Origin of the sequence: Dermabacter sp. HMSC08H10, from assembly GCF_001807585.1 — a bacterium.
Classification (GTDB): domain Bacteria; phylum Actinomycetota; class Actinomycetes; order Actinomycetales; family Dermabacteraceae; genus Dermabacter; species Dermabacter hominis.
The window spans coordinates 1-21,259 of sequence record NZ_KV789413.1 but is presented as its reverse complement, the minus strand read 5'-3'; the positions used below and the strand labels follow the sequence as shown (position 1 = coordinate 21,259).

Below are 21,259 nucleotides of genomic sequence, written 5' to 3'. Positions count from 1 at the left end.
CCCCTACCCCTATCCCCACTATTCAAGGAGCACATCATGTCGACATCCACCATCGCCCGCCGTTCCCTTCTTGCCGCCGGTGGTGCTGCGTTCGCAGCCGCCGCCGCTGGCTGTGGAGGCTCCGGTACCGGAGGCACCTCGAGTGAGGGCACGAAGAACGAAATCGGCGACGACCCCGAAAAGATCGAGGGCAGCATTTCCTATGCGTTTTGGGACGTCAACCAGCAGGACATGCTGGAGGAAATGATCAAAGCGTTCAATGAGAAGTACCCGAACGTGAAGGTCAGCCTCCAGATGACCCCGTGGAAGGAATACTTCGGGAAGCTGCGCACCCAGGTGTCCTCGAAAGCTCTTCCCGACGTGTTCTGGATGACGGGCCCGCACTTCCGCTCCTACGCCGAGAATGGCCAGCTCGCCTCGCTCAAGGGGCTCCAGGATGCGGGTCTGTTTGATCCGAAGAACTACCCGGAAGCGCTCGCCACCATGTACAGCGTCGACGGTGAACCTTTCGCTGCGCCGAAAGACTTCGACACCGTCGCCATCTGGTACAACAAAAAGCTCTTTGATCAGGCCGGTGTCGCCTACCCCGATGAGACTTGGACGCTCGACACCTACAAGGAAAAGGCCGTCGAGCTCGGCGAGAAGCTGCCCGACGATGTGTGGGGCTGCGCGGAGGTGTTCTCGCGCACCGCGTCCTACTACCACTCGATCGCCATCACGGGCGGCTACGTGATCTCCGACGACAAGAAGAAGTCGGGGTACGACGATCCGAAGACGATCGAAGGCGTGAAGTTCTGGCGCGACCTCATCGAGATCGGCGCATCCCCCGACCTTGATTACCTCGCCGAGAACTCCGCCTACGCCATGTTCGAGAGCGGCAAATGCGCGATGCAGTGGTCGGGCAACTGGCGCGTGCCGGCGATGCTCAAGGCATCGACCAAGGATGATGTGACCGTCGCGACGCTGCCCGGCGGCGACATTCCGAAGACCGCTGTGCACGGCATCGGCAACTGCATCTCCGCATTCACCAAGAACATGCCGGCGGCGCAGGCTCTCGTTGCTTTCCTCGCCGGTGAAGAGGCCGCAAAGATCAGCGCCGATTCCGGTGCCGCGAACCCGGCCCTCAACGGCACTCAGGATGGCTACGTCAACGCTCACCCGGAGCTCAACCTTCAGGTGTTCATCGACCAGGCCGAGAACAACGGTGTGTCCTTCCCCGTCTCGAAGAACTGCCCGGACTGGCAGGAGCTCGAGGGTGAGTACCTCACGAAGGTCTTCACCGGTGAACTCACCGCCGAGGAAGGCTGCACCGAGCTCGCGAAGGCCATGAATGAGGTGCTCGCGAAGGAGAAGGGCGAGTGAGCTCGCTCGACGTTTCGAACGCTGCCGCTGGCGCCGCCTCTGAAGAGATTCATGAGGCGGGCCAGCGGCCCCCGCGGAAGAAAAAGCGCCGCGGAAGCATGAGCGACGGCATCTGGCCGTGGCTCTTCATCGCCCCGACCGTGATCGGCATTGGCCTCATGTATTTCGTGCCGATGATCATGAGCTTCGGCATGTCGCTCACGTCGTGGTCAACCTTCGAGCCCGCCCACTTCGTGGGGCTCGATAACTTCAAACGCCTCGCCGAGGATCCGCAGCTACCGCGCGCCTTCCTCAACACGGTGATCTACACGGTCATCATTCTGCTCGCGATTCCGATCTCCGTACTTTTCGCGGCGCTGCTCGAGCGCCCGGGCCTCAAGGGTGCCGGGATCTACCGCGCCCTGTTCTTCCTGCCGTACATCGCGATGCCCACGGCCATCTCGATGGTGTGGCGCATGATTTTCCACAGCGAAGCCGGCATCGTCAACGTCGTCTTGCGGCTCTTCGGTATCGAAGGCCCTCGGTGGATCACAACCGAATGGGTAGCCCTCATCGTCGTCGCGATCGTGGGGCTCTGGATGAGCATCGGTTTCAAGATCATCGTGCTCGGGGCTGGCCTGAAAACGATTCCGCCCGAAGTGTACGAGGCCGCGCAGCTCGATGGCGCGGGAACGTGGCGTCAGTTCTTCTCGATCACGATCCCACTGCTTACTCCGAGCATCTTCTTCCTCACGGTCACGAGCATCATCGGCGGCTTCCAGCTCTTCGATCTCATTTTCGCGGTTCTTGGCGATGCCAACCCCGTCACGAAGAAGACGCTCTCGCTCGTGTACCTGTTCTACCGCGCAGCGTTCCCGGGCGACGACAAGGGGTACGCCTCCGCGATCGCCCTGCTCATCCTCGTGATCGTCGGCATTCTCACGGTAGTCCAGTTCCGGGTCCAGAAGAAGTGGGTGAACTATGACTGATTCCCTCGCTCCCGATCTTCCCTTCGACGACACCAAGGCGAAGAGGAAGAAGAAGCAAAAGCGCAGCAAAGGCCTGCACGGGCACACGTGGGACGCGCACCTGATCCTCGCGATCGGCGCCCTCACGATGCTGTTCCCGTTCCTGTGGCAGATCAAGCTCGCGCTCAGCACCCGCGCCGAGGTCGTCGAAATCCCGATGAACCTCTGGCCCGAGAAACTCCGGTGGGAGAATTTCGCGCGCGTCTTCGAGTTCGTCCCGTTTACCGAGCAGATGACCGTCACCGTCAGTTACGCGATCCTGAGGGTCCTTGCGGAACTCGTGACATGTTCACTCGCCGGATACGCGTTCGCGCGCATGCGCTTTCGCGGCCGCAATGTCATCTTCTTCCTCCTGCTCACGGTTCTCATGGTTCCCGGGCAAATCTTCCTCATCCCGCAGTACCAGATGGTCGACGCGGCGGGGCTTCTCGACAACTTCTTCGCGATCCTCGCCCCGGGCCTCGTGAGTGCCTTCGGCGTGTTCTTCATGATGCAGTACTTCCGCCGCATCCCCGAGGAACTCGTCGACGCTGCGAAGCTCGATGGCTGCAACCCGTGGCAAATGTTCTGGAAGATCATGCTTCCGCTCGCGCGACCGGCGCTGTTTTCCTTCGGCGTGATCACGCTGCTGTCGGCCTGGAACAGTCTCCTGTGGCCGCTCGTCGTCATCAACTCGACCGAGAAATACCCGGTGGCAGTAGGCCTCGCGATGCTCCAGGGCGACCACCTCGTGGGGCCCGACTACCCGATGATTATGGCGGCGAGCCTCATGGCCATGGCCCCGGTGTTCCTCGCATTCGCCATCATGCAAAAGAAGGTCATTGAAGGCTTTGCCCTATCGAGCTTCCGCTAAACCTTAGGTTCAGTGTTCCTTGAAAGAATGAACGAATGATTCTCCATTCTGAGCCGTCCCCCCGCGTGGGAATCGTGGGAACGGGAGGTATTTCCCGTTCCCACGCCCGCGGCTGGCGGGCCCTCGGCGCTACGATCCACGTTTTCAGCAGCCAAGGCGCAGAAGAATTTGCCGCGCAATTCGCGCCCGTGACGATTCACGATTCGTTCGAAAGCCTCCTCGAGGCCGTCGACGTGATCGACGTGTGTACGCCCACCCCTTCGCACCCCGAGTACGTGCACGCCGCCCTCGACCACGGCACGCACGTGCTGTGTGAGAAGCCGCTTGCGCTGACCTCACGCGAGGCGGAGCGCATGGTGCAGCACGCGAGCGAGGCGAACCGCATTCTTTTCCCCGCGCACGTCGTGCGGTTCTTCCCTCAGTATGAAGCGCTTCGCCGCGCCGTCGATGCGGGGCGTCTCGGCGATCTCGCCGTCCTCCGTTTCGAGCGTTCCGGCTCCATGCCCGTGCAGCCCTGGTTCGGCGACGAAGCCGTGAGCGGCGGGATCATCATGGATCAAATGATTCACGACATCGACCAGGCGCTATGGCTTGCTGGGCCCGCGAGGAGCGTGTTCGCTGCTCAAAACATTTCGAGCGGCGATCGGAGCGTGCGTGCCGCGCACGTGATCCTCACGCACGAAAGCGGTGCACTCTCGTTCTGCCGCGGTATGTGGGGCGCGAAAGGAACCGTTTTCCACTATTCGTTCGACGTTGCGGGAAGCCGCGGCAAACTCACGTACGACTCCGCGAAAAACACCGGGGTCGAATTCGACGCGGTTGCTTCGTCGAGCGAAAGCAAGAGCTACCTCCCGAGCGTCGCCGGGATGCGCGATCCCTACGGGGCCGAGATTGAAGACTTCTGGAACTGCGTGAAGCAGGCGAGTGTCGGAAACCCCGGGCCCACCCCGCGCGTAAACGGTTCCGACGCTACCCGCGCCATCGCCGTTGCCGAGGCCGCCCGCGAATCCATCCGTACCGGCGAAAGGATCGTGCTGTGACCGCCACCGACTCCACATTCGAAGGTCGAGCCCTTCGCGTCGCGGTGCTGAGCGCCGCTCACGTCCACGCTGCTTCGTACGTGCGTCTCCTTGAGGCTCGCGGCGACGTCGAGGTGGTCCTCGCGGATCCGGACGGCTTCGGCGACGTTCCCGCCGAGCGCACCGTCGCGACGATCGACGAGGCATGGACGGCGTTCGACGGCGAGGCTCCCGACGCCGTCGTCGTCTGTAGCGACAATGCCGGTCACAAACCTCTTGTGCTCGAGGCCGCGCGTCGTGGCATCCACGTCCTGTGCGAGAAGCCGCTCGCGACCACCGTCGAGGACGCCGAGGAGATGGTCGACGCCTGCGCGAACGCCTCAGTCGTGCTCATGACGGCCTTCCCCGTGCATTTTTCGCCCCAGGTTGCCGCGCTGCGCCAAGCCGTTGACAACGGCAGCCTCGGCGAGATCATCGCGCTCGCGGGCGCCAACAACGGCAAGCTGCCCGCGGGCCGCGACTGGTTCACGGACCCGGAAGCTGCCGGTGGCGGGGCCCTCGTCGATCACGTCGTGCACATCGCCGAAATTCTCGATTCACTCTTCGGCGAACCCGATTCCGTGCACGCGGTCGCGAACGGCGTGCTGTACGGCCACACGAATGACGGCGATGCCGAGACCGGCGGCCTCGTGACACTTCGCTACGCGAACGGGCTGCTTGCGACGATCGACTGCTCGTGGTCGCAGCCCGCCGAGGCCCCTACGTGGGGTGGCCTCAAGCTCCATGTGGCCGGTACTGGCGGCCAGCTCAACGTTGATGCGTTCTCGCAACGCGTCGATGGCCCCGGCCAGTGGCATCCCTTTGGACTCAACCTCGATTCGCTCCTGCTCGAGGCATTTCTCGAAGCCGTGCGCAGTGGAGAAGAGCGGGAACCGTCGGGCGCCGTTGGCGCGCGCACAGTGCGGGTCGTGAACGCTGCGCAGGAGTCGGTGCGCACGGGAAGGCCCGTGCCACTGCGCTGACGCGGCGGCCGCCTGGCGGTAGAAGCTACTTCGTATCCGCTGCGTACCGGAAGATTCGAACAGCGAGGCCCAGGCCTTATGACCTGGGCTTTCGTTGTGCCCCCGAGACGATTCGAACGTCCGACACCCGCTTTAGGAGAGCGGTGCTCTATCCCCTGAGCTACGAGGGCAATCGAAAAGCGCATGCTTCGCGCTTTCGAGCCCTTCCACTCTAGCGGCGATCGCCGCAGCCTCAAAGTTCCAAGCGGTGCGCGGAAGCGGATGTCACGCGAGGCGGCGCGAGTGGGAGGATGGAGACATGGAAGCTTTTGAGGTTACAGGTGCGGCGATCGTGCTTGCCGGCGGCCGTGGTTCGCGCATGGGCGGCGTCGATAAACCCACTCTCGAGGTGGAGGATCGGTCCATGCGCGCGAGCGCGCTGTTGGCGGCGCGTTCGGCGCTCGGCGAGGGTGCGCCTCTCGTCCTCGTGGGGGAGCGGGGAACGGACGTGCAGAGCATCGGTGCGGTGTGCGTGCGGGAGGACCCGCCCTTTTCCGGCCCTGTTGCGGGTCTCGCGCGTGGACTGGCTGAGCTGGAGCGGCTTGGGAGCACTGATGAGGTGGTGCTTGTGCTCGGCGGAGACATGCCATGGCTCGAGCCGCGCGTGCTCGGCGCTCTCTTACATGAGTGCGCGGAAGCACCTGGAAAGGTTGCGGGTGCCGTTGATGCGGGCGGGCGTCGGCAATTCTTGTGCGCCGCGTGGCCGCGCATGGTTCTTGCGCACGCTCTTTCGCACGTTGCGGGGGAGAGCGGCTCTCTCGTTGGGGCGAGCGCGAAATCCCTCTATCGCGCTCTCGGCGAGCTTACGCCCGAGCCCGTTCAGTCGGCGTGGCTTGACGTTGGTACGCTTGCAGGCGCGAGCGGACTAGCGCCGGAGCTAGTGGCCCGCTCGTTGAGCGATATTGATTCACCCGAGCAGCTCGAGCAGGCTCGCTCGCGCCGCTGATTGCCGGTGTTTGCGAAAGGACTTTCATGCACGCGCTATCACGCCCCGCTTCTCGCTTTTTTACCCTCGTGTGTGCGGCCCTTGCCGCGATGATGATGCTCGCGGCGCCCGCCCTCGCGCACGATCGACTCGTGGGTTCGACGCCGGCGGATGGCGCCGAGATCCTCCAGGGGGAGGCCCGCACCATTACGCTCGAGTTTTCCGCGGAGCCGCTCAAGCTCGGGAACGAGGTGCGCGCGAAGGATTCCGCCGGAACGGTTCTGTTTGAGGGAGAGCCCCAGGTCGATGGACACGAGGTCCGTGTCGAGCTCGACCAGCTCCCAGCTCCCGGCGACATGACCCTTGAATGGCGCGTCGTGAGTTCCGACGGCCACCCGATTTCGGGCACGCTCACCTACACCGTCAAGGAAGACCCGAGCAAGCCGTCCGAGGAGGCGGCAAGCTCCGCCACGGAAGAGAGCGCCAGCGAAGGGACCGGCGGCGGTTCGGCGTCCGGTGACTCCGGTAAGAGCGGCGATGCGGCCGGTAAGGGCGACAAGAACGACAAGGCGAGCGCGGAGGCCACTGCGACGTCGATCGAAACACCCGACAAGGTTGTCACCGATGAGAAGAAGTCGTTCAACTGGGCGCTGTGGCTCCCGGTGATTGTGGTGGCGTTGCTCGCGATCGTCGTGGCTATCTGGCTTCTGCGAAAGAACGACGACGAGGACTAACGCACTCATAACTGGATTGCATAGGGGTTGTGGGGGTAATGGTGCGGTAAATCCGTGAGGTTCCGCCGAAGCCCCATAACCGGCTCTTCGCGATTTGTGGTGAATGATCCTGCTGGGGCGGGTATTCACGCTACGGTTTTTGCGGCGCTGGTCAGCAGGATGCGCATCCGGTAGTTCTCTGGGTTGCGGAATCCGCGGCCGGTGCGTTTGATGTTCCTGGTGCCGGTGTTCGCGGCCTCGACCGCAGCGCTGCTCCAATAGATGAGTGCAAGTCCAATCCGAACGAGTTATTTAGACGAGTTCAGAGGAACTCGTTCGTGGAAAAACATGGGCTTGAACCTCACGAAGCAGTGAGCGAGTTCTGTTGCGAATTGATGCCCTGTGAGGAAGGTTTTGCGAATGATGAGGATTGAACTTCCCAACAGGCTTCGGACTCGGACCCTCTCGGTAAGTGGAGTCAGCCGTGATAACTTGGTCGAGGGCTGTTCGGACATTGCCCGGAGGCGCCGGGTGTAGCTTTAGCTGGGGGACCGGTAGTCGTGTCGGTCACCGAAGTTTATGGCAAGTTCGCGCCTGGAGATTATGACTCCTGAAGCTTGGTCCGGTATGTCTTTTAAGCGCGGGACAGGCACGAACGTTGACATAGATCAATGTTCATTCGAGGTGGCGGAGGTTGAGGAGTTGCCCGAGGAGTAGAAGCAATCCCTGTTGCTTAGTCCTGAGTTGGTTGTTCCTACATTGGGCCTAGAGGCTGCTGGGCCGTCACGTTTGACAGTTGAGGATTACCGACACACCGATCCCTCACGGATCGCTCGAGATGTCAATCAATGGTCAGGAATGGTGCTTGGACACGAGATCGTGGCGCAGGCTATCTGGGAAGTTTCTGACGAATTTATATTGACTGGATCTGAACCACTATTGTGAATATCTGAGGAGTTGCTCATGAATCACCCGGTCAAAGTGCTCATTTCAGGGGGAGCTGGCTACATTGGAAGCACGGTTGCTTCTAGGCTTCGGGACGAAGGTTTCGAGGTAGTCGTTCTGGACAATCTCATCACCGGTCGGCGTGAGTTCGTTGAGGGCTTGACGTTCTATGAGGGTGATATAGACGATCGTGCCCTACTAGACCGGATCTATGAGGAGCATCCTGACATCGCAGTCGTGCTTCATTTTGCAGCACTGATAGTGGTTCCCGATTCGGTTGCGGACCCGCTGGGATACTACGAAGCGAACATCAGCAAGTCTCTGGCGTTCGTGCGCGGATTGATTGCGAACGGCTGTTCGCAGCTTGTGTTCAGTAGTTCGGCGTCAATCTACGCTGTGAGCGAGGACTTTTCGGTAGACGAGAGCTCAGAACTGGCCCCTACGAGTCCATACGCTAGAAGCAAGGCGATGTTTGAGGTAATGCTTCAAGACATCGCTGCGGCGAGCGACCTCAACGTACTGTCGTTGCGTTACTTCAATCCCATCGGCTCTGACCCTAAGTTTAGAACCGGGCTTCAAATAGCTTCACCCTCGCACGCCCTCGGCAAGTTGATTGAAGCACACCGAGGCGATACTGAATTCCAAATCACGGGCACTGATTATCCCACTCGTGACGGTTCGGGAATTAGGGATTATGTCAATGTTTGGGATCTCGCAGAAGCGCATGTTGCTGCAGTCAGGGAGGGTGCAAAAATCGCAGCCGACTCCGCCTATCAAGTTATCAACTTGGGCACAGGTGAAGGAACTACCGTTCGTGAGCTAGTCGCCGCGTTCGAGAGCGTGGTCGGGAAGAGCGTGCGTGTCGTTGAAGCTCCGCGCCGTCCTGGCGACAGCGCTGGGGCGTTTACTCGTTCCAGGAAGGCGGCGGAGCTCTTGAACTGGACTGCATCGTCATCTCTTGAGGACGGTATTGCGAGTACCCTGGAGTGGTTCGAGCGTCGGAAGCTTATTCTCCCCGATTTGGCGGACTGAGTAGTTGATTCTGACGTGAAGCCCAAGCGAGGGCGCGAGGGATCAGAGTGGAGAGAGCTCGCAGCATCGCGCTGCGAACCATTATTCTCGTGCACAGGCTCGTGGCCCTCCGGGATGTGGATGTCTTGACAACACCCATCACAGCAGGGTAACGAGCCGTTCTACGTCAGCGACGCGACGCTCCCATTCACCACGAACCTTGAAAACCCCCACAACCTCTATGGAATTGAAGAAGGGGCGCTTCCCGGAATCGGGAAACGCCCCTTCAGTGCTAACGCCGTGGCGCTAGCGACGAGTCAATGGTGATCAGCCGTGGAACTTGTCGAAAGCGTCCTTGCCCTTGTCGGCACCGTCAGCAATCTTGTCGCCGAGCTGGTCGGGAGCGATATCCTGAGCCTTCTCGCTCGCCTTGTCAATCGCGCCGTCAACCTGAGCGTCGTGCTCCTTGGCGAAATCCTTGACCTTGTCTTCGTTCTGTTCGAACGCGCCCTTGGCCTTGTTCAGTGCGTCATCGAATCCCATGTCAAGTCCTTTCCTAGAGTCTCAACTGCGTGAGCCTCCCGTGTGGAAGCTACGACGAAAACGCTAGGGAACAAACCTGGAGGGTTCGTGAACGTCGTCAGAGAAGAGTGCGCGAGGGTAAAAATGCGGTAAGGAGCGGCGCGCCACATGCCCGCCTCAGCGGCTCAGGGGCTCGGCTCGGATACCGTGGGAAGGTGAGTTGGTTTGGACGTTCAAAACGCGCGAAATCTCAGGGCAGTAAGAAGGCCGAGGATGACGCGCTGACTTCACGCGCGCGCGAAAGTCACGCGTGGGTGGGGCGATCGGCGAGCGCCGAGGGCGCCCGGGATGCTAGCGAGGCCGAAAACGCAAAAAATGACGGCGGCTCGCATGCGGCCGAGGAGCACACGCTCGAGATTCGTGACCCGCATGAGACGCGCGAAGAGATGCACGAGTACACCGAAAGCAGTGTCGAGGATACCGGCGCGCACGTGTTCACCCCCGCGGCGTTCGACGACGATGATGACGTCACCGACCTGCAGGGTGCCCTCTCGCGCGTGCTCGTGACGGAAGCCAGCCGCGAGGAGCGGATCGAGGAATCGCTCGCGACGTGGCGCACGGCTCTCGCGTCACTCGCCGGCGACCAAGACTTCCTCACGGACATGCGCTCGGGTGCGTTTCTCGACCTCACGAACTCGCATCCGCAGGGGCTCGCCCACCTATTCGCGAGCCGCGGCTCCACACGACTCTCCTCACTCGTGCGCGAGGAAGCCTCCCTCGAGCGTGCGCGCGAAGCCGCGTTCCAGATCCGCGAGAGTGCCCTCGCCCACGCCGAAAACCGCGGTCTCACGACGTGCCATCTCGCGATCGGTGAGGCAACGTGGGTGGATCTTTCGGGTGAGCAAGTGCACGCGCCGCTCCTTTTGCGTCCGCTCAATTTGCACGTGCGTGGCGGCGCCCGCGAGGACATCGACATCGACCTTGACGCCGCTGTCGACCTCAACCCCCTCGTGCTGAGGGCCCTTCGCGACGAAGGCGTCCTCATCGACGCCCGCGCGCTACTCGAGCTCACCGACTCTCACCACGGTTTCGATCCGCAGCCGGTCCTCGACGCGTTCCGCTCGCTCGGGGAACCGCTTCCCGGTTTCCGCATCTCTCACGCTCTTGTCGTTGGCAACCTCGTGGATACCTCGGGCCCCATGCTCGAAGACTTCGATGTTCCGGCCGAAGACCTCGCGGACCTGCCGATCATCGGCGCGCTCGCGGGTGACGAAGAATCACGCGATGAACTCGCAGTTGAGCCTTCTTCAGAAGAGGAGGTGCCCGAGTCGGTCGCGAGCGCCGATGCCGATGCGCGCCTCATTGCCGAGAACCTCCAGGGGCGCCCCGCGCTCGTGGTTCACGGCGCGCCAGGTCGCCCTCTCGCGCCCACCGTCGTGGCGTTCGCGGCTGAACAGATCGCCGCCGGCAAACGCGTGCTTCTCGTGTCGCAAAGCTCGAGTCGACTCGCCGAGCTTCAGTCAGAAATCGAGGCCGCGGGCCTCGAGGACATCCTCCTCAGCCTCGTCCCCGACCCGCATCTCCAGCGCGAGGCGAGCCGCTCGATGCTGCTCTCGCTCGCGAAAGCAAGCTCGTTCGTGCCGCCCGTCATTCTCGCTGAGCCCGAAGGGCTGGCAGAGGCGCGCGACGTGCTCACGGGACACGTGGAGGCGATGCACCGCGTGCAGGAACCGTGGGGTGTGAGCGCCCACGAAGCGATCAATGAACTGGCCGATCTTGCACGCCGCCGCCCCGCGCCGCGCACGGGCGTGCGACTCACGTCGAACGTCGCCGTGGCGATCCTCAAGGATCGCGAACGGTACGAGCGGCTCATGCGCGAGGCAGTCGAATCGGGCGCGCTGGGCATGGTTCCCGAGGACACCCCGTGGTACGGGGCCTCGATCACGAGCGAGCACCAGGCCAAGCGCGCACTCGAACTCGTGACCGAGCTTGATGAGGCTTCACTTCCGCAGCTCATAGAGCACGCCGAGGCTCTCGGCGCGCCGTGCAACCTTGAAAAAGCCCGCAGCTTCGCGGAGCTTCGGCACACGGTGCGCGTTCTCGATGCCATGCGCTCCCTCTTCCGCCACGTGCGCCCGGAGCTTTTCAACGAGAAAATCGACATGCTTCTCGCAGCGGTTTCCGACAAAACCTACCGCGAGGAACACGGGACGGTCATGGGCTTTGGCGAGCGTCGCCGCTGGAAGAAGCTCGCAAAATCGATGCTGCAACCGTCGGAAAACACGGAGAACTTGCGCGCGCACCTCCTGGCCGCTCAGGACATCCACCGCCAGTGGGAAGCGATCGCGACCGACGCGGGCCTCACCCCGGTTGTGCCGAAGTCGCTCGGTGAAGTTGAGGCGCTCGTGGGTAGCGCGCAAAAGAGCCTCGATGAACTGCAGGTTCTTCTCGCGGGCACCGAGCAGGGCACCGACTTCGACAACACCGAACTTGGCGCGCTTCACGAACGCATGAAAGAGCTCCACGCGCGAAGCGAAGTGCTCGATGTTCTCCCTCGCCGCACGAAGGTCATGCGTGAGCTTGAATTCGAGGGATTCGCGGCGCTCCTTCGCGATATTCGCGGCCCGGAAATCACAAGTGACCTCGCCGTCGCCGAGCTCAACCTCGCGTGGTGGGTGAGCGTGCTCGAGTTCATCGCGCGCGCTGAACCGACCCTTTCCCAGTACGACGGCACGAAGCTTTCCCAGGTGGCCGAGCGCTATCGCCGCCTCGACGTGCACAATCTCAACGCCGGTCGCTTCCGGGTTCGCAAGCGCGTGGACGAGCTCCTCGTGGAAACCATGAAGCGTTTCCCGGAAACGTCGCGCAGCGCGATCATCGAGCTCAATACTCCGGGAACGATGAGCGTGCGCGACACCGCCGGGAAGTATCAGGACATCATGTTCCGTGCGCGGCCACTGTGGCTCGCTTCGCCGTTCATGGTGCCGCAAATGATTCCCGCCGGACGCCACTTCGATCTCGTCATTCTCGCCGATGCCGCGCGTCTTCCCACGGCCGCGGCGATCCCGGCACTGTCGCGAGCGCGCCAGGCTGTGATCGTCGGCGACCCGTTCGACTTCGTTGATGGCGACGATGTTCGCGCCCACCACTCGGGCATGGCCCGCCTCCTTGACGAAGCGAGTGAAGTCGCGCCCGTGCTGCGGCTCGTGCGGGACACGCATCCCGCGACCGGGGGCGTGCGACGCTTCGTCGAGAACCGCGCGAAGGCGCTCGATGCGGGATGGGGTGCACTGCTCGCGCCGCCGAGCCCGGAGCACATCGACGAGGACACCTTCATCTACGTCCCGGATGGCAGGGGCCCCGTGCGCCAGGGCGCGGAATTTGTGGAGTCGACCGACGCCGAGCTTCGCCGCGTCACCGACCTCGTGATCTACCACGCGCGCCACAACCCCGAGCGCTCACTCGCGGTCCTGACCCTCACACCCACGCATGCCAAGGCCGTCCAGGACTCGGTCATGCGGTCCGTGAGTCGCCTGCCCGATCTGCACGACTTCTTCAACCCCGAGCGCGAAGAATTCTTCACGGTCGTGCCCGCGCAGGCGGCAACAGCGATCGTGCGCGACGACGTCATCGTGTCGCTCGGCTTCGGTCTCACGCCCCACGATCGCCTCTTGCACCGCTTCGGCCCGCTGTCGACGGACGCCGGCCGCAGGGCCCTCCTCACGGTTTTGACCCGTGCCCGCTTCCATACGAGCGTCGTAAGCGCCGTGCGCAGCAGCGATCTCGAGGTGGATAGGCTTCGCACCGAGGGTGCGCGTGACCTGCGGCTCTTACTTGAATTCCTCGAGGCTGGATTCTCGCAAGACGTGCTTGATCACGAGGATGCAGTGGAGATCGAGGAGCCGTCGGAACCTGCCGAGCAGAACGAGAGTGCCGACGCTAGCCCCGCCGAAACCGAACCCTCGGAACCGGTCGACGCCGGCGAGGACAGCGAGGGCGACGAGCCTGATGCCGAAGGCGAACCCGGAACTGCGGTCGAGGGCGAGGCTACCGACGCTCCTGAGCATCCCGCCGAACCGGACATCCCCGATAGTTCCGAAGCGCTCGTCGCCGACCTCGCCGATCGTCTGTGGCGCGCGGGTTACACGGTCGAACTTGATTACGGCCTGTCGAGCGAACGCGTCGAACTTGCGATCGCCCACCCCGAGCTTCCCGGGCGCTACCTCGTCGCCGTCGCGACAGACGGCCCGCGCTACCGCGAAATCACGGACCAGCGTGAACGCGACCGCTTGAGCGCAGAGCGTCTTGAAGCGGCGGGATGGACCGTGGAGCGCGTCTGGTCGTGGGCCCTGTTCATCGATCCCGAGGGTGAAGCAGAACGCGTGATCAAGAGCGTCGAGCGCGCCTACCACGACTACCTCGAGCAGCAGGACATCAAGATCGGGCGGGGCGCTGCCCGCCATCGCTTGCCGAAGCCGAAGATCCCGGCCGGTCACCCGTTGAGCTTCTACGGACCGGACGACTTCGATCAGGTCGTCGCCTACATCTGCTCGGACGGGCAGGCTCGATTCTCCGAACAACTCGCTACGGAGGTGCGCGAGTTCCTGGCGTTTACCGAGCGCAGCGTCCTGCTCGACGTGTCAGTTTCAGCCGCGATCCGTCGCTACCTCGCGAAACAAAGCGAGGGAGAGGCTCGGTGAGCGAGAAAAAGGCTCGCAGCAGGCTCGTCGTTTCCTCCATCACGGGAAAGCCCATGGAGGTCGAGCCAGCGAAGGACCGCGTGATCCCGAAGCGGGCACCGGCCGATCGCGGCGACGACTCAAACGACGAGCGGCTCATGCGGGACGTGCCGCCGCACTGGGGCCGCACACGATAGCGAAGGATGCGTGCAATGGCGAACCTTACTGACCTCACCGTCACCGTGATCGGCGCCGGCAACATGGGCGGCGCGGTCGCGCGTGCCATCCGCAAGGCCGGCGTCGGCGCCGACAGACTCGTTCTTCTCAACTCGGGTGCGACGTCCACGCAAGTGGCCGCTCAGGAGATCGGCGCCACGAGTGCGTTTGAGCGCTTCGGGTCCGACGACACCCTCGCAGCCGCCGCCCGCGAATCCGACGTGATCGTGCTCGGCTTTAAGCCGTACCACCTTGACGACATGGCCCCCGCGATTGCCCCGCACGTGCGGAAGGACGCGCTCATTGTGTCGCTTCTCGCCGGAGCGAGTCTCGCAACGCTCGGCGATGCTTTCGACGGGCACACGGCGCTCGTGCGGGCGATGCCGAACACGCCTATCGCGGTCGGTCGCGGCGTCGTGGGCCTCATGCCCGCCGACCACGCGAGCGAGGCTGAGCGCGCGCTTGCGCACGCCCTCTTCGCGCAGTCCGCGACCGTCGTCGACATTCCCGAACATCAGGTTCACGGCGTGATTGGCGCTGCCGGGAGCGCAAGCGCGTACTTCTTCCTCATCGTCGAGGCGATGATCGACGAAGCCGTCGCCCAAGGCTTCACGAGGGCCGTTGCCACGGACCTCGTTGTGGGCACCATGCTCGGAAGCGCAACCCTCCTGCACGAGACCGGTGAAACCCCCACGAGTGCGCGCTACGCCGTGACCTCACCGGGCGGTGCGACCGCGCAGGCCATCGCCGCGCTCGAAGAAGGCGGGATCCGTGCGCTCATGGCACGCGGCATGAGAGCGGCCGCACAGGCGTCGCGGAAAATGGAAGAGCGCTAGGGGCGAGGCAAGCGTCGGAACCCTTTACCCGGAAACCCGCGCTACGGGCGGTTAGAGAAACGCTCGATCAGCTCGGTGTGGCCGGAAACGATGAGCGTGTCGTGCGAAGAGACGACCGTTTCGGGCTCAGCGTAGGTGAAGTCGCGGCCCGGAGACTTCACGCCAACGACCGTGACACCGTACTTCGTGCGAATGTCTGATTCGCCAAGGGAAAAGCCCTGGATTTCGCGCGGTGGATGCATCTTCACGATTGCCCACCCGTCGTCGAACTCGATGTAGTCGAGGAGGCGACCGTTGACGAGGTGCGCGACCCGCTGGCCCGCGTCTTTCTCGGGGAACACGACGTGGTGCGCGCCGATGCGCTCGAGAATCTTGCCGTGGGCAACAGAGATGGCCTTCGCCCAAATGACGGGGCCCGCGAGGTCCACGAGATTCGCGGTGATGAGCACGCTCGCTTCAATCGACGTGCCGACGCCAACGACGGCGACGTCAAAGCTGGACGCGCCAACCTGGTTGAGCGCTTCAATATTGGTGGCATCTGCCTCGACCACGTGGGTCAGCTTGCCCGAGTAATCCTGGACGAGATCAGCGCGTTTATCGATCGCGAGCACGTTCGTGCCGAGCGATTCAAGGTTGAGGGCCATCGACGCCCCGAAACGACCGAGGCCGACGATCAGGACGCTGCGGCCGAAGGAGCGGGAGTTTGCCATGTGTTCCAGCCTACCGGACTCAGCCGACGACGGGCCGTTCTTCGGGCAGGTGAATGACTCTCCGGCGGCTGCGCAGCGCGAGCGCCGCACCAAGGGTCATGGGGCCGATACGCCCCACGTACATGCACACGATGATGACGTACTTCGCGGCAAGGCTGAGATCGCTCGTGATCCCCGTCGAGAGCCCAACCGTGCCGTACGCGCTCAGGACCTCGAACAGGACGCGATCGAGCGGGTAATCCGTCAGGCGCAGCAACGTCCACGTCGCGATCGCAACGAACAGCACGCTGATCACGAGAACGGCAATCGCCTGGCGAATCGTGTCGTACGGGATGCTTCGACCGAAAATCTCAATGTCGCGGTCGCCCCGTGCTTCCGCGATGATCGAGAGCACGAGCAGGGCGAACGTGGTGACCTTGATGCCGCCACCCGTCGACCCTGAGCCGCCGCCGATGAACATGAGCAGATCCATGATGAGCCACGTGTCGGTGTTCATCGCGCCGATATCGAGAGTGGAGAAGCCGCCGGAGCGGGTCATGACGCTCGCGAATGTTGACGACAGCAGCTTCGTGTCGAAGCCGTGGCCACCAAGGGTGGCGGGGTTGTCCCATTCGGAAAGCAGAACTCCGACGGTGCCCGCGACCAGCAGGATGCTCGAGGTCCAAATCGTCAGTTTCGCATGGAGACTCCAGTGCTCGGGCGTGCGCCAGTTTTGTACGAGCACGAGGATGACCGGGAAGCCGAGCGCGCCCACGAACACGGACGTGGCGATCGGGATCGAAAACCACGGATCCGCCATGTAGCGCGAAATGCCGCCAACTTCCGGGATGAACCCCGCGTTATTGAATGCCGAGATCGCGTAGAAGATCGAATTGAAGAGGGCGTACTTGAGGCTTGTTTCGTGGCGCAAGAGGAAGGGGACGAGGGCGATAAATGTCGCGATCTCGAACCCCGTTGAGGTAAGGACGATCGTGCGGAGAACGCCGCCGACTTCGCTGAGCTTGGCGGCCTTGGTTTCGCGCGCTGTGACGATGCGTTGTGCGAGCCCCATGTGCCGCATGACGCTCAGGCCGAGGAGAGAAGCGAGCGTGAGAACGCCGAGACCACCCACCTTGATCGCGACCATGAGCACGACGAGCCCGAACGTTGACCAGTGGGTTTGCGTGGGCACGGTGACGAGGCCGGTGACGCACATGGCGCTCACGGCGGTGAAGAGGGCGTCAGCAAAGCGCGTGCGCTGACCGGACACGCTCGAAATGGGCAGTTCCAGAATGATCGTGAACAGCAGGATCATTGCCGTGAACACGAAAAGTGCGAGGCGCGCGGGGGAGGTGCGGGCCGCTTCGCGCACGAGGCGAGAAATGAAAGAGGTGATCGCGTTGAGGCGGCGCCGTGGCTTTTGGCGGGGGATGGGGGGTGCTCCCACGGAGCCTCCTTTCGGTGCGAAAAGTGGGGCCGCGTTTACTCTATTCCCTTTCAGGGCGCGGGGCATGTTTGTGGGGGACCGGTGGGCCGCTCGGGTCCGACGGTTGTCGCGCTCCACTGCGGGCCCAGTTCGGTAGGCTTATGCCATGGATGCACGTGCCGATTCCCCCCTTCTGTCGCCGCTCGCGCGACGCGCGCGCGAGGCGAGTCTCCCTTTTGACATCGCCGGCGCGGCTGAGGCGCGCGAAAAGGCAGGGCATATTGCGCAGCAGATTGAGGACCACCTCGCGCCGAGGCTCGCCTCTCTCGAGGCGCCGCTTCTCGCGGTGGTGGGCGGCTCGACCGGCTCCGGTAAGTCGACGCTCGTCAATGCCCTCGTGGGGGAGAACATTTCACGCGCGGGGGCTTTGCGGCCGACGACGCGCCAACCGGTTCTCGTGCACAACCCCTCTGATGCGCAGTGGTTCGAAGGGGACCGAATCTTGCCCTCGCTTCCTCGCGTGCACATGAGTGCGTCAAGCCCCGAAGCGCGCGAACGCGGTGCTGGATTTGGCACGGCCCTTCACCTGGTCGAAAGCGAGCGCGTGCCCCAGGGGATCGCACTTTTGGACGCGCCCGATATCGATTCGGTCAGCCGCGAAAACCGCGAGCTTGCTGGCCAGCTACTGCGCGCGGCAGATCTCTGGATTTTCGTGACAACCGCGCACCGGTACGCGGATGCGGTGCCGTGGCTCGCCCTCGCACAAGCCGCGGAGCGCGAGGTGACCGTGGTCGTCATCATGAATCGCATCCCGCACAAGGACGGGGTTGCCGAAGATTTGACGTCGCACCTGGGGGCGATGCTCGCGGAGCGCGGCGTTATGACGGAGCGACTGCTTGCGATCCACGAGCAGGAGCTCGGCGAGGGGGAGATCCTCGAAACGGATGAGGTGCGCGAGCTTTCGGCATGGCTGGGGGCGCTCGCACGCGACAAGGAGGCGCGCAGCGCGATCGCGCGGCGCACCCTGCGCGGGGCGCTCGTGGCGACAGCGCAATCGCTCGACGAACTCGGCGAAGCGGTCGCCGCGCAGGAAGACGAACGGGATCGGCTTGCGGCGCTCGCGCGCGCCGAATTCGATGCGGCGAAGGATTCGATCGCGAACCTTACTCGCGACGGTGCGCTGCTGCGCGGCGAAGTTCTCGCGCGCTGGCAGGACGTCGTTGGTACGGGTGAATTTTTCAAGGGCGTACAGGGGTGGGTGTCGCGCACGCGCGACCGCATCACCGCTTCTCTTACGGGACGCACGCGCCCGGTGGTCGCAGCCGAGAACGCGATTGAGACGGGCCTCGTGACCGTCGTCATCGACCAGGTCGCCAACGCTCGCTCGCGTACCGTGCGTGCGTGGAACTCGCATGCGGCAGGCGCGTCCCTGTTGCAATCGAGCGCCGGCCTTGCCGTCACGCTTATGCAGGTGCCCGAAGGCTTCCGCCGCACCGTTGAGGATCAGGTACGGGCGTGGCAAAAGGACGTCCTTGACCTCGTCGAATCAGAGGGTTCAGATCGCCGTACGCAGGCACGAGTGCTGTCCCTCGGCGTGAACGTCGTGGGCATCGCGCTCATGGTCGTGGTGTTCGCCTCTACCGCCTTCATGCCGACCGGGCTCGAGGTGGGCGCGGGAACGGCGACGGCGCTTGTGGGGCAGAAACTTCTCGAATCGATCTTTGGCGATGAGGCCGTGAGGCGGCTCGCGAAGAAAGCACGCGGAATGCTCGATTCGCGCATCGGTAATGTCGTGGATACGCAAGCAACAGCCTTCGCCACGGCACTCGCTGCGCACCCCATCGCGACTGCATCGAGCGCGATTCACAGCGATGCCGAGACCGTGCGTCAACTCATCGAGAATCTGGGTGGCCCCTGCGCTGCTCCGCGAAGGGGTGGGCAATAGTGAGCACTCGATCCGTCACGAAGGCCCGCGGCCGTCTCGACGCTGCCGTGGAGGCCCTGAGCGGCGCGGTTGCGGAGGCGGAGCCGCTCCTCGACGATGCGACGCTCGAGGGCGCGCGTGCCGCGTGTGCGCGGCTCACGGAGCGCCTCGAACATTCGAGCGAGCACACCGTGATCGGGCTCTTCGGGGCAACGGGATCGGGGAAGTCCTCGCTCGTGAATGCGATCGTCGGTGAGGACATCGCGCGCGTTGCGCACAGGCGCCCCACGACCTCGAAAGCTCTCGCGATCCTCCCCGAGCCTGCGGATGAACACGTGGACGGCTCAGCGGCTTCGCTCCTTGACTGGCTCGAGATTCGCGAGCGGCACACGGTGGGCCGCGGATCTCTCCCGCGGGGAGCCATCCTCGTTGACCTCCCCGACTTCGATTCTGTCGAGAGCGCTAACCGCGAGATTGCCGAGCGTCTCGCCGGCACTGTCGATGTGCTCGTCTGGGTCACGGATCCCGAAAAGTATGCGGACGCCGTGCTACACACGGAGTTCATTAGCCGCTTCGCGCGCCACGATGCGGTCACGATCGTCGTCGTGAACCAGGCCGATCGCCTCACGAAGGCCGACGGTGCGGCGGTGCGCTCCTCGATGAAGGCACTGCTTGCCGAGGACGGTCTCGCGAAAACAGAGGTATGCCTCGTGAGTGCCGTCGATGGCACCGGGCTCCCTCACTTGCGAGCTCAGATCGCCACCGTTGTCGAGTCGAAGCGCGCTGTTCTCGAGCGTCTGCTCGCGGACGCTCGCGCCGAGGGGGAGGCCATCGCGCGTGCGACTGGGGTGACCGTTTCGCGTAAGTCCGCCGAAATTCCTCAGCTCGCGCGAGAAGTACCAACTGTCGAGCTCGACCGACTCGAAGATGCCTGCGCTACCGCGGCCCAGGTGGACAAAATCTCTGAAGCAGTTGCGCAAAGCTACCGCACGCGCGCGGGTCGCCATACCGGCTGGCCGGCGCTGCGGTGGATTGGCGCGTTTAGGGTTGACCCGCTCGAGCGCATGCGCGTCGGGCGGGGAAGTAACAAGCACCGCAAGGGAGATTCGGACGACGAATTCATCGCACGATCCTCACTTTCGATCGATGCCCCCGGGGCACGTGCCCGGATGAGTCGTGCGGTCGATGAGTTCGCGCTGTCTCTTGCCGGTCAGGCACCGAATCCGTGGCCGGGTCGTCTCGCGGACGCTCTCGAAGAGGAGAAAGACGCCCTTCCCGACGAGGTCGACTATGCCCTCACCCATACAGACTTTCGCGGCGCTGAAAGGTCGTGGACGTGGCTCCCGCTCAACATCGTGCAGTGGCTCTCGTTCCTGATGGCAATAGCGGGCCTCGTGTGGCTTCTCGCCCTTGCTGGCTTCGACTTCCTTCAGGTGCCGAAACCGCCCATGCCGATGCTCGAGGGATTGTGGGTTCCCGTGCCCGTACCGACGGCGATGATTATTGCGGGGCTTGGGCTCGGAATCGTGTTGGGGGCCCTTGCCGCGGTTCTTAATTCTTTCGTTGCGGCTTCCCGGAAGCGGCGGGCTCGCCGCGCGTTGCGGTCCTCGCTTCGTGACGCAGCGGAGCGCACAGTCGTTGCGCGTGCCCAGGGAGAGCTTGATCGGGCGGCGCGCCTTGAGGCTGTCCTTTCCACGCTCGTGGCGTCGGCGTGAAACGTGCGCGTGAAGCCCCTCACGCTTCGCCGATGACCTTTGAGCGCATTGGGCTGCAGCGCTAAAATAGTTCATTGTCTGTGTTTGTGGCCGCTGCCCCGCGAGAGGGTGGCCGCCCCGGCTGCGCTCGGCGCGTGCCGGCCACTGACACCTGGGCGGTGCCGCCGCCACCACGTACTGTAAGAAAAGAGGCAATCATGGGTTCCGTGATCAAGAAGCGTCGCAAGCGCATGTCGAAGAAGAAGCACCGCAAGCTTCTCCGCAAGACCCGCCACCAGCGCCGCAACAAGAAGTAAGGCGCAGCGGGCCAAAGCCCGCTTGTGCAGAAGGCCGCCGCCACTCCATCCGGAGGGCGG

At 63.5% G+C, this 21,259-nt stretch carries 18 protein-coding genes and 1 tRNA gene; 14 read left to right on the top strand and 5 right to left on the bottom strand.

The window, feature by feature from the left end; translation table 11 throughout:
- Positions 1-36: 36 nt before the first annotated feature.
- The 5 genes from HMPREF3176_RS00285 to HMPREF3176_RS00265 are packed head-to-tail and all read left to right on the top strand — an operon-like array spanning position 37 to position 5,263.
- Positions 37-1,362: an ABC transporter substrate-binding protein gene (locus tag HMPREF3176_RS00285; protein ID WP_070457299.1), complete on the top strand. Its 1,326-nt coding sequence runs from the start codon at positions 37-39 to the stop codon at positions 1,360-1,362.
- A complete protein-coding gene (locus HMPREF3176_RS00280) occupies positions 1,359-2,330 on the top strand; it encodes a carbohydrate ABC transporter permease (RefSeq protein WP_141742298.1) in 972 nt (323 codons plus the stop codon). Before HMPREF3176_RS00285 ends, HMPREF3176_RS00280 begins: the two co-directional genes overlap by 4 nt.
- Entirely contained in the window at positions 2,323-3,222 is a 900-nt protein-coding gene (locus tag HMPREF3176_RS00275) for a carbohydrate ABC transporter permease (protein ID WP_070457297.1), read from the top strand. Before HMPREF3176_RS00280 ends, HMPREF3176_RS00275 begins: the two co-directional genes overlap by 8 nt.
- Positions 3,223-3,257: 35 nt before the next feature.
- Positions 3,258-4,262 (top strand): Gfo/Idh/MocA family protein, encoded by a 1,005-nt coding sequence (locus HMPREF3176_RS00270; protein WP_070457296.1) that lies wholly within the window; start codon positions 3,258-3,260, stop codon positions 4,260-4,262.
- The gene (locus tag HMPREF3176_RS00265; protein WP_070457294.1) at positions 4,259-5,263 is read left to right on the top strand and encodes a Gfo/Idh/MocA family protein; all 1,005 of its coding nucleotides are present in this window, start codon (positions 4,259-4,261) and stop codon (positions 5,261-5,263) included. The genes HMPREF3176_RS00270 and HMPREF3176_RS00265 overlap by 4 nt, the downstream gene beginning before the upstream one ends.
- Before the next feature lie 97 nt (positions 5,264-5,360).
- On the opposite strand, the gene HMPREF3176_RS00260 is transcribed toward HMPREF3176_RS00265, so the two are convergent.
- A tRNA-Arg gene (locus HMPREF3176_RS00260) sits at positions 5,361-5,433 on the bottom strand.
- A 128-nt stretch (positions 5,434-5,561) separates the two neighbouring features.
- Here HMPREF3176_RS00260 and HMPREF3176_RS00255 point away from each other — a divergent pair.
- A complete protein-coding gene (locus HMPREF3176_RS00255) occupies positions 5,562-6,248 on the top strand; it encodes a molybdenum cofactor guanylyltransferase (RefSeq protein ID WP_070457292.1) in 687 nt (228 codons plus the stop codon).
- Positions 6,249-6,274: 26 nt separating this feature from the next.
- Positions 6,275-6,961: a copper resistance CopC family protein gene (locus HMPREF3176_RS00250; protein WP_070457290.1), complete on the top strand. Its 687-nt coding sequence runs from the start codon at positions 6,275-6,277 to the stop codon at positions 6,959-6,961.
- A gap of 125 nt (positions 6,962-7,086) precedes the next feature.
- Here the strand turns inward: HMPREF3176_RS00250 and HMPREF3176_RS10620 are convergent, their stop codons facing one another.
- Positions 7,087-7,224, bottom strand: a complete 138-nt coding sequence (locus HMPREF3176_RS10620; RefSeq protein ID WP_256365625.1) for a transposase — start codon at positions 7,222-7,224, stop codon at positions 7,087-7,089.
- A 679-nt stretch (positions 7,225-7,903) separates the two neighbouring features.
- Here HMPREF3176_RS10620 and galE point away from each other — a divergent pair.
- A complete protein-coding gene (gene galE, locus HMPREF3176_RS00245) occupies positions 7,904-8,917 on the top strand; it encodes a UDP-glucose 4-epimerase GalE (RefSeq protein WP_070457289.1) in 1,014 nt (337 codons plus the stop codon).
- A gap of 306 nt (positions 8,918-9,223) precedes the next feature.
- Here the strand turns inward: galE and HMPREF3176_RS00240 are convergent, their stop codons facing one another.
- A complete protein-coding gene (locus HMPREF3176_RS00240; RefSeq protein ID WP_061211058.1) occupies positions 9,224-9,439 on the bottom strand; it encodes an antitoxin in 216 nt (71 codons plus the stop codon).
- Between the two features lie 194 nt (positions 9,440-9,633).
- Between HMPREF3176_RS00240 and HMPREF3176_RS00235 the strand changes: the two genes are divergently transcribed.
- The 3 genes from HMPREF3176_RS00235 to proC are packed head-to-tail and all read left to right on the top strand — an operon-like array spanning position 9,634 to position 15,149.
- Entirely contained in the window at positions 9,634-14,118 is a 4,485-nt protein-coding gene (locus tag HMPREF3176_RS00235; RefSeq protein WP_070457287.1) for a hypothetical protein, read from the top strand.
- Positions 14,115-14,294 (top strand): hypothetical protein, encoded by a 180-nt coding sequence (locus tag HMPREF3176_RS00230; protein ID WP_016663959.1) that lies wholly within the window; start codon positions 14,115-14,117, stop codon positions 14,292-14,294. The genes HMPREF3176_RS00235 and HMPREF3176_RS00230 overlap by 4 nt, the downstream gene beginning before the upstream one ends.
- A 15-nt stretch (positions 14,295-14,309) precedes the next feature.
- Positions 14,310-15,149 (top strand): pyrroline-5-carboxylate reductase, encoded by an 840-nt coding sequence (gene proC / locus HMPREF3176_RS00225; RefSeq protein ID WP_168161924.1) that lies wholly within the window; start codon positions 14,310-14,312, stop codon positions 15,147-15,149.
- Positions 15,150-15,190: 41 nt separating this feature from the next.
- On the opposite strand, the gene HMPREF3176_RS00220 is transcribed toward proC, so the two are convergent.
- Both HMPREF3176_RS00220 and HMPREF3176_RS00215 read right to left on the bottom strand, forming a co-directional pair.
- Entirely contained in the window at positions 15,191-15,859 is a 669-nt protein-coding gene (locus HMPREF3176_RS00220) for a potassium channel family protein (RefSeq protein WP_016663961.1), read from the bottom strand.
- Between the two features lie 19 nt (positions 15,860-15,878).
- Complete coding sequence (locus tag HMPREF3176_RS00215; RefSeq protein WP_141742297.1) at positions 15,879-17,285, bottom strand: TrkH family potassium uptake protein; 1,407 nt, start codon at positions 17,283-17,285, stop codon at positions 15,879-15,881.
- A gap of 145 nt (positions 17,286-17,430) precedes the next feature.
- On the opposite strand from HMPREF3176_RS00215, the gene HMPREF3176_RS00210 reads away from it, so the two are divergent.
- The 3 genes from HMPREF3176_RS00210 to HMPREF3176_RS09920 all read left to right on the top strand — a co-directional run bounded on the left by HMPREF3176_RS00210 (position 17,431) and on the right by HMPREF3176_RS09920 (position 21,199).
- On the top strand, positions 17,431-19,209 hold the full coding sequence (locus HMPREF3176_RS00210; protein WP_070457283.1) for a dynamin family protein: 1,779 nt from the start codon (positions 17,431-17,433) through the stop codon (positions 19,207-19,209).
- Positions 19,209-20,903, top strand: a complete 1,695-nt coding sequence (locus HMPREF3176_RS00205) for a GTPase family protein (protein WP_070457281.1) — start codon at positions 19,209-19,211, stop codon at positions 20,901-20,903. The genes HMPREF3176_RS00210 and HMPREF3176_RS00205 overlap by 1 nt, the downstream gene beginning before the upstream one ends.
- Before the next feature lie 197 nt (positions 20,904-21,100).
- Entirely contained in the window at positions 21,101-21,199 is a 99-nt protein-coding gene (locus HMPREF3176_RS09920) for a 30S ribosomal protein bS22 (RefSeq protein ID WP_005504750.1), read from the top strand.
- Positions 21,200-21,259: the final 60 nt, after the last annotated feature.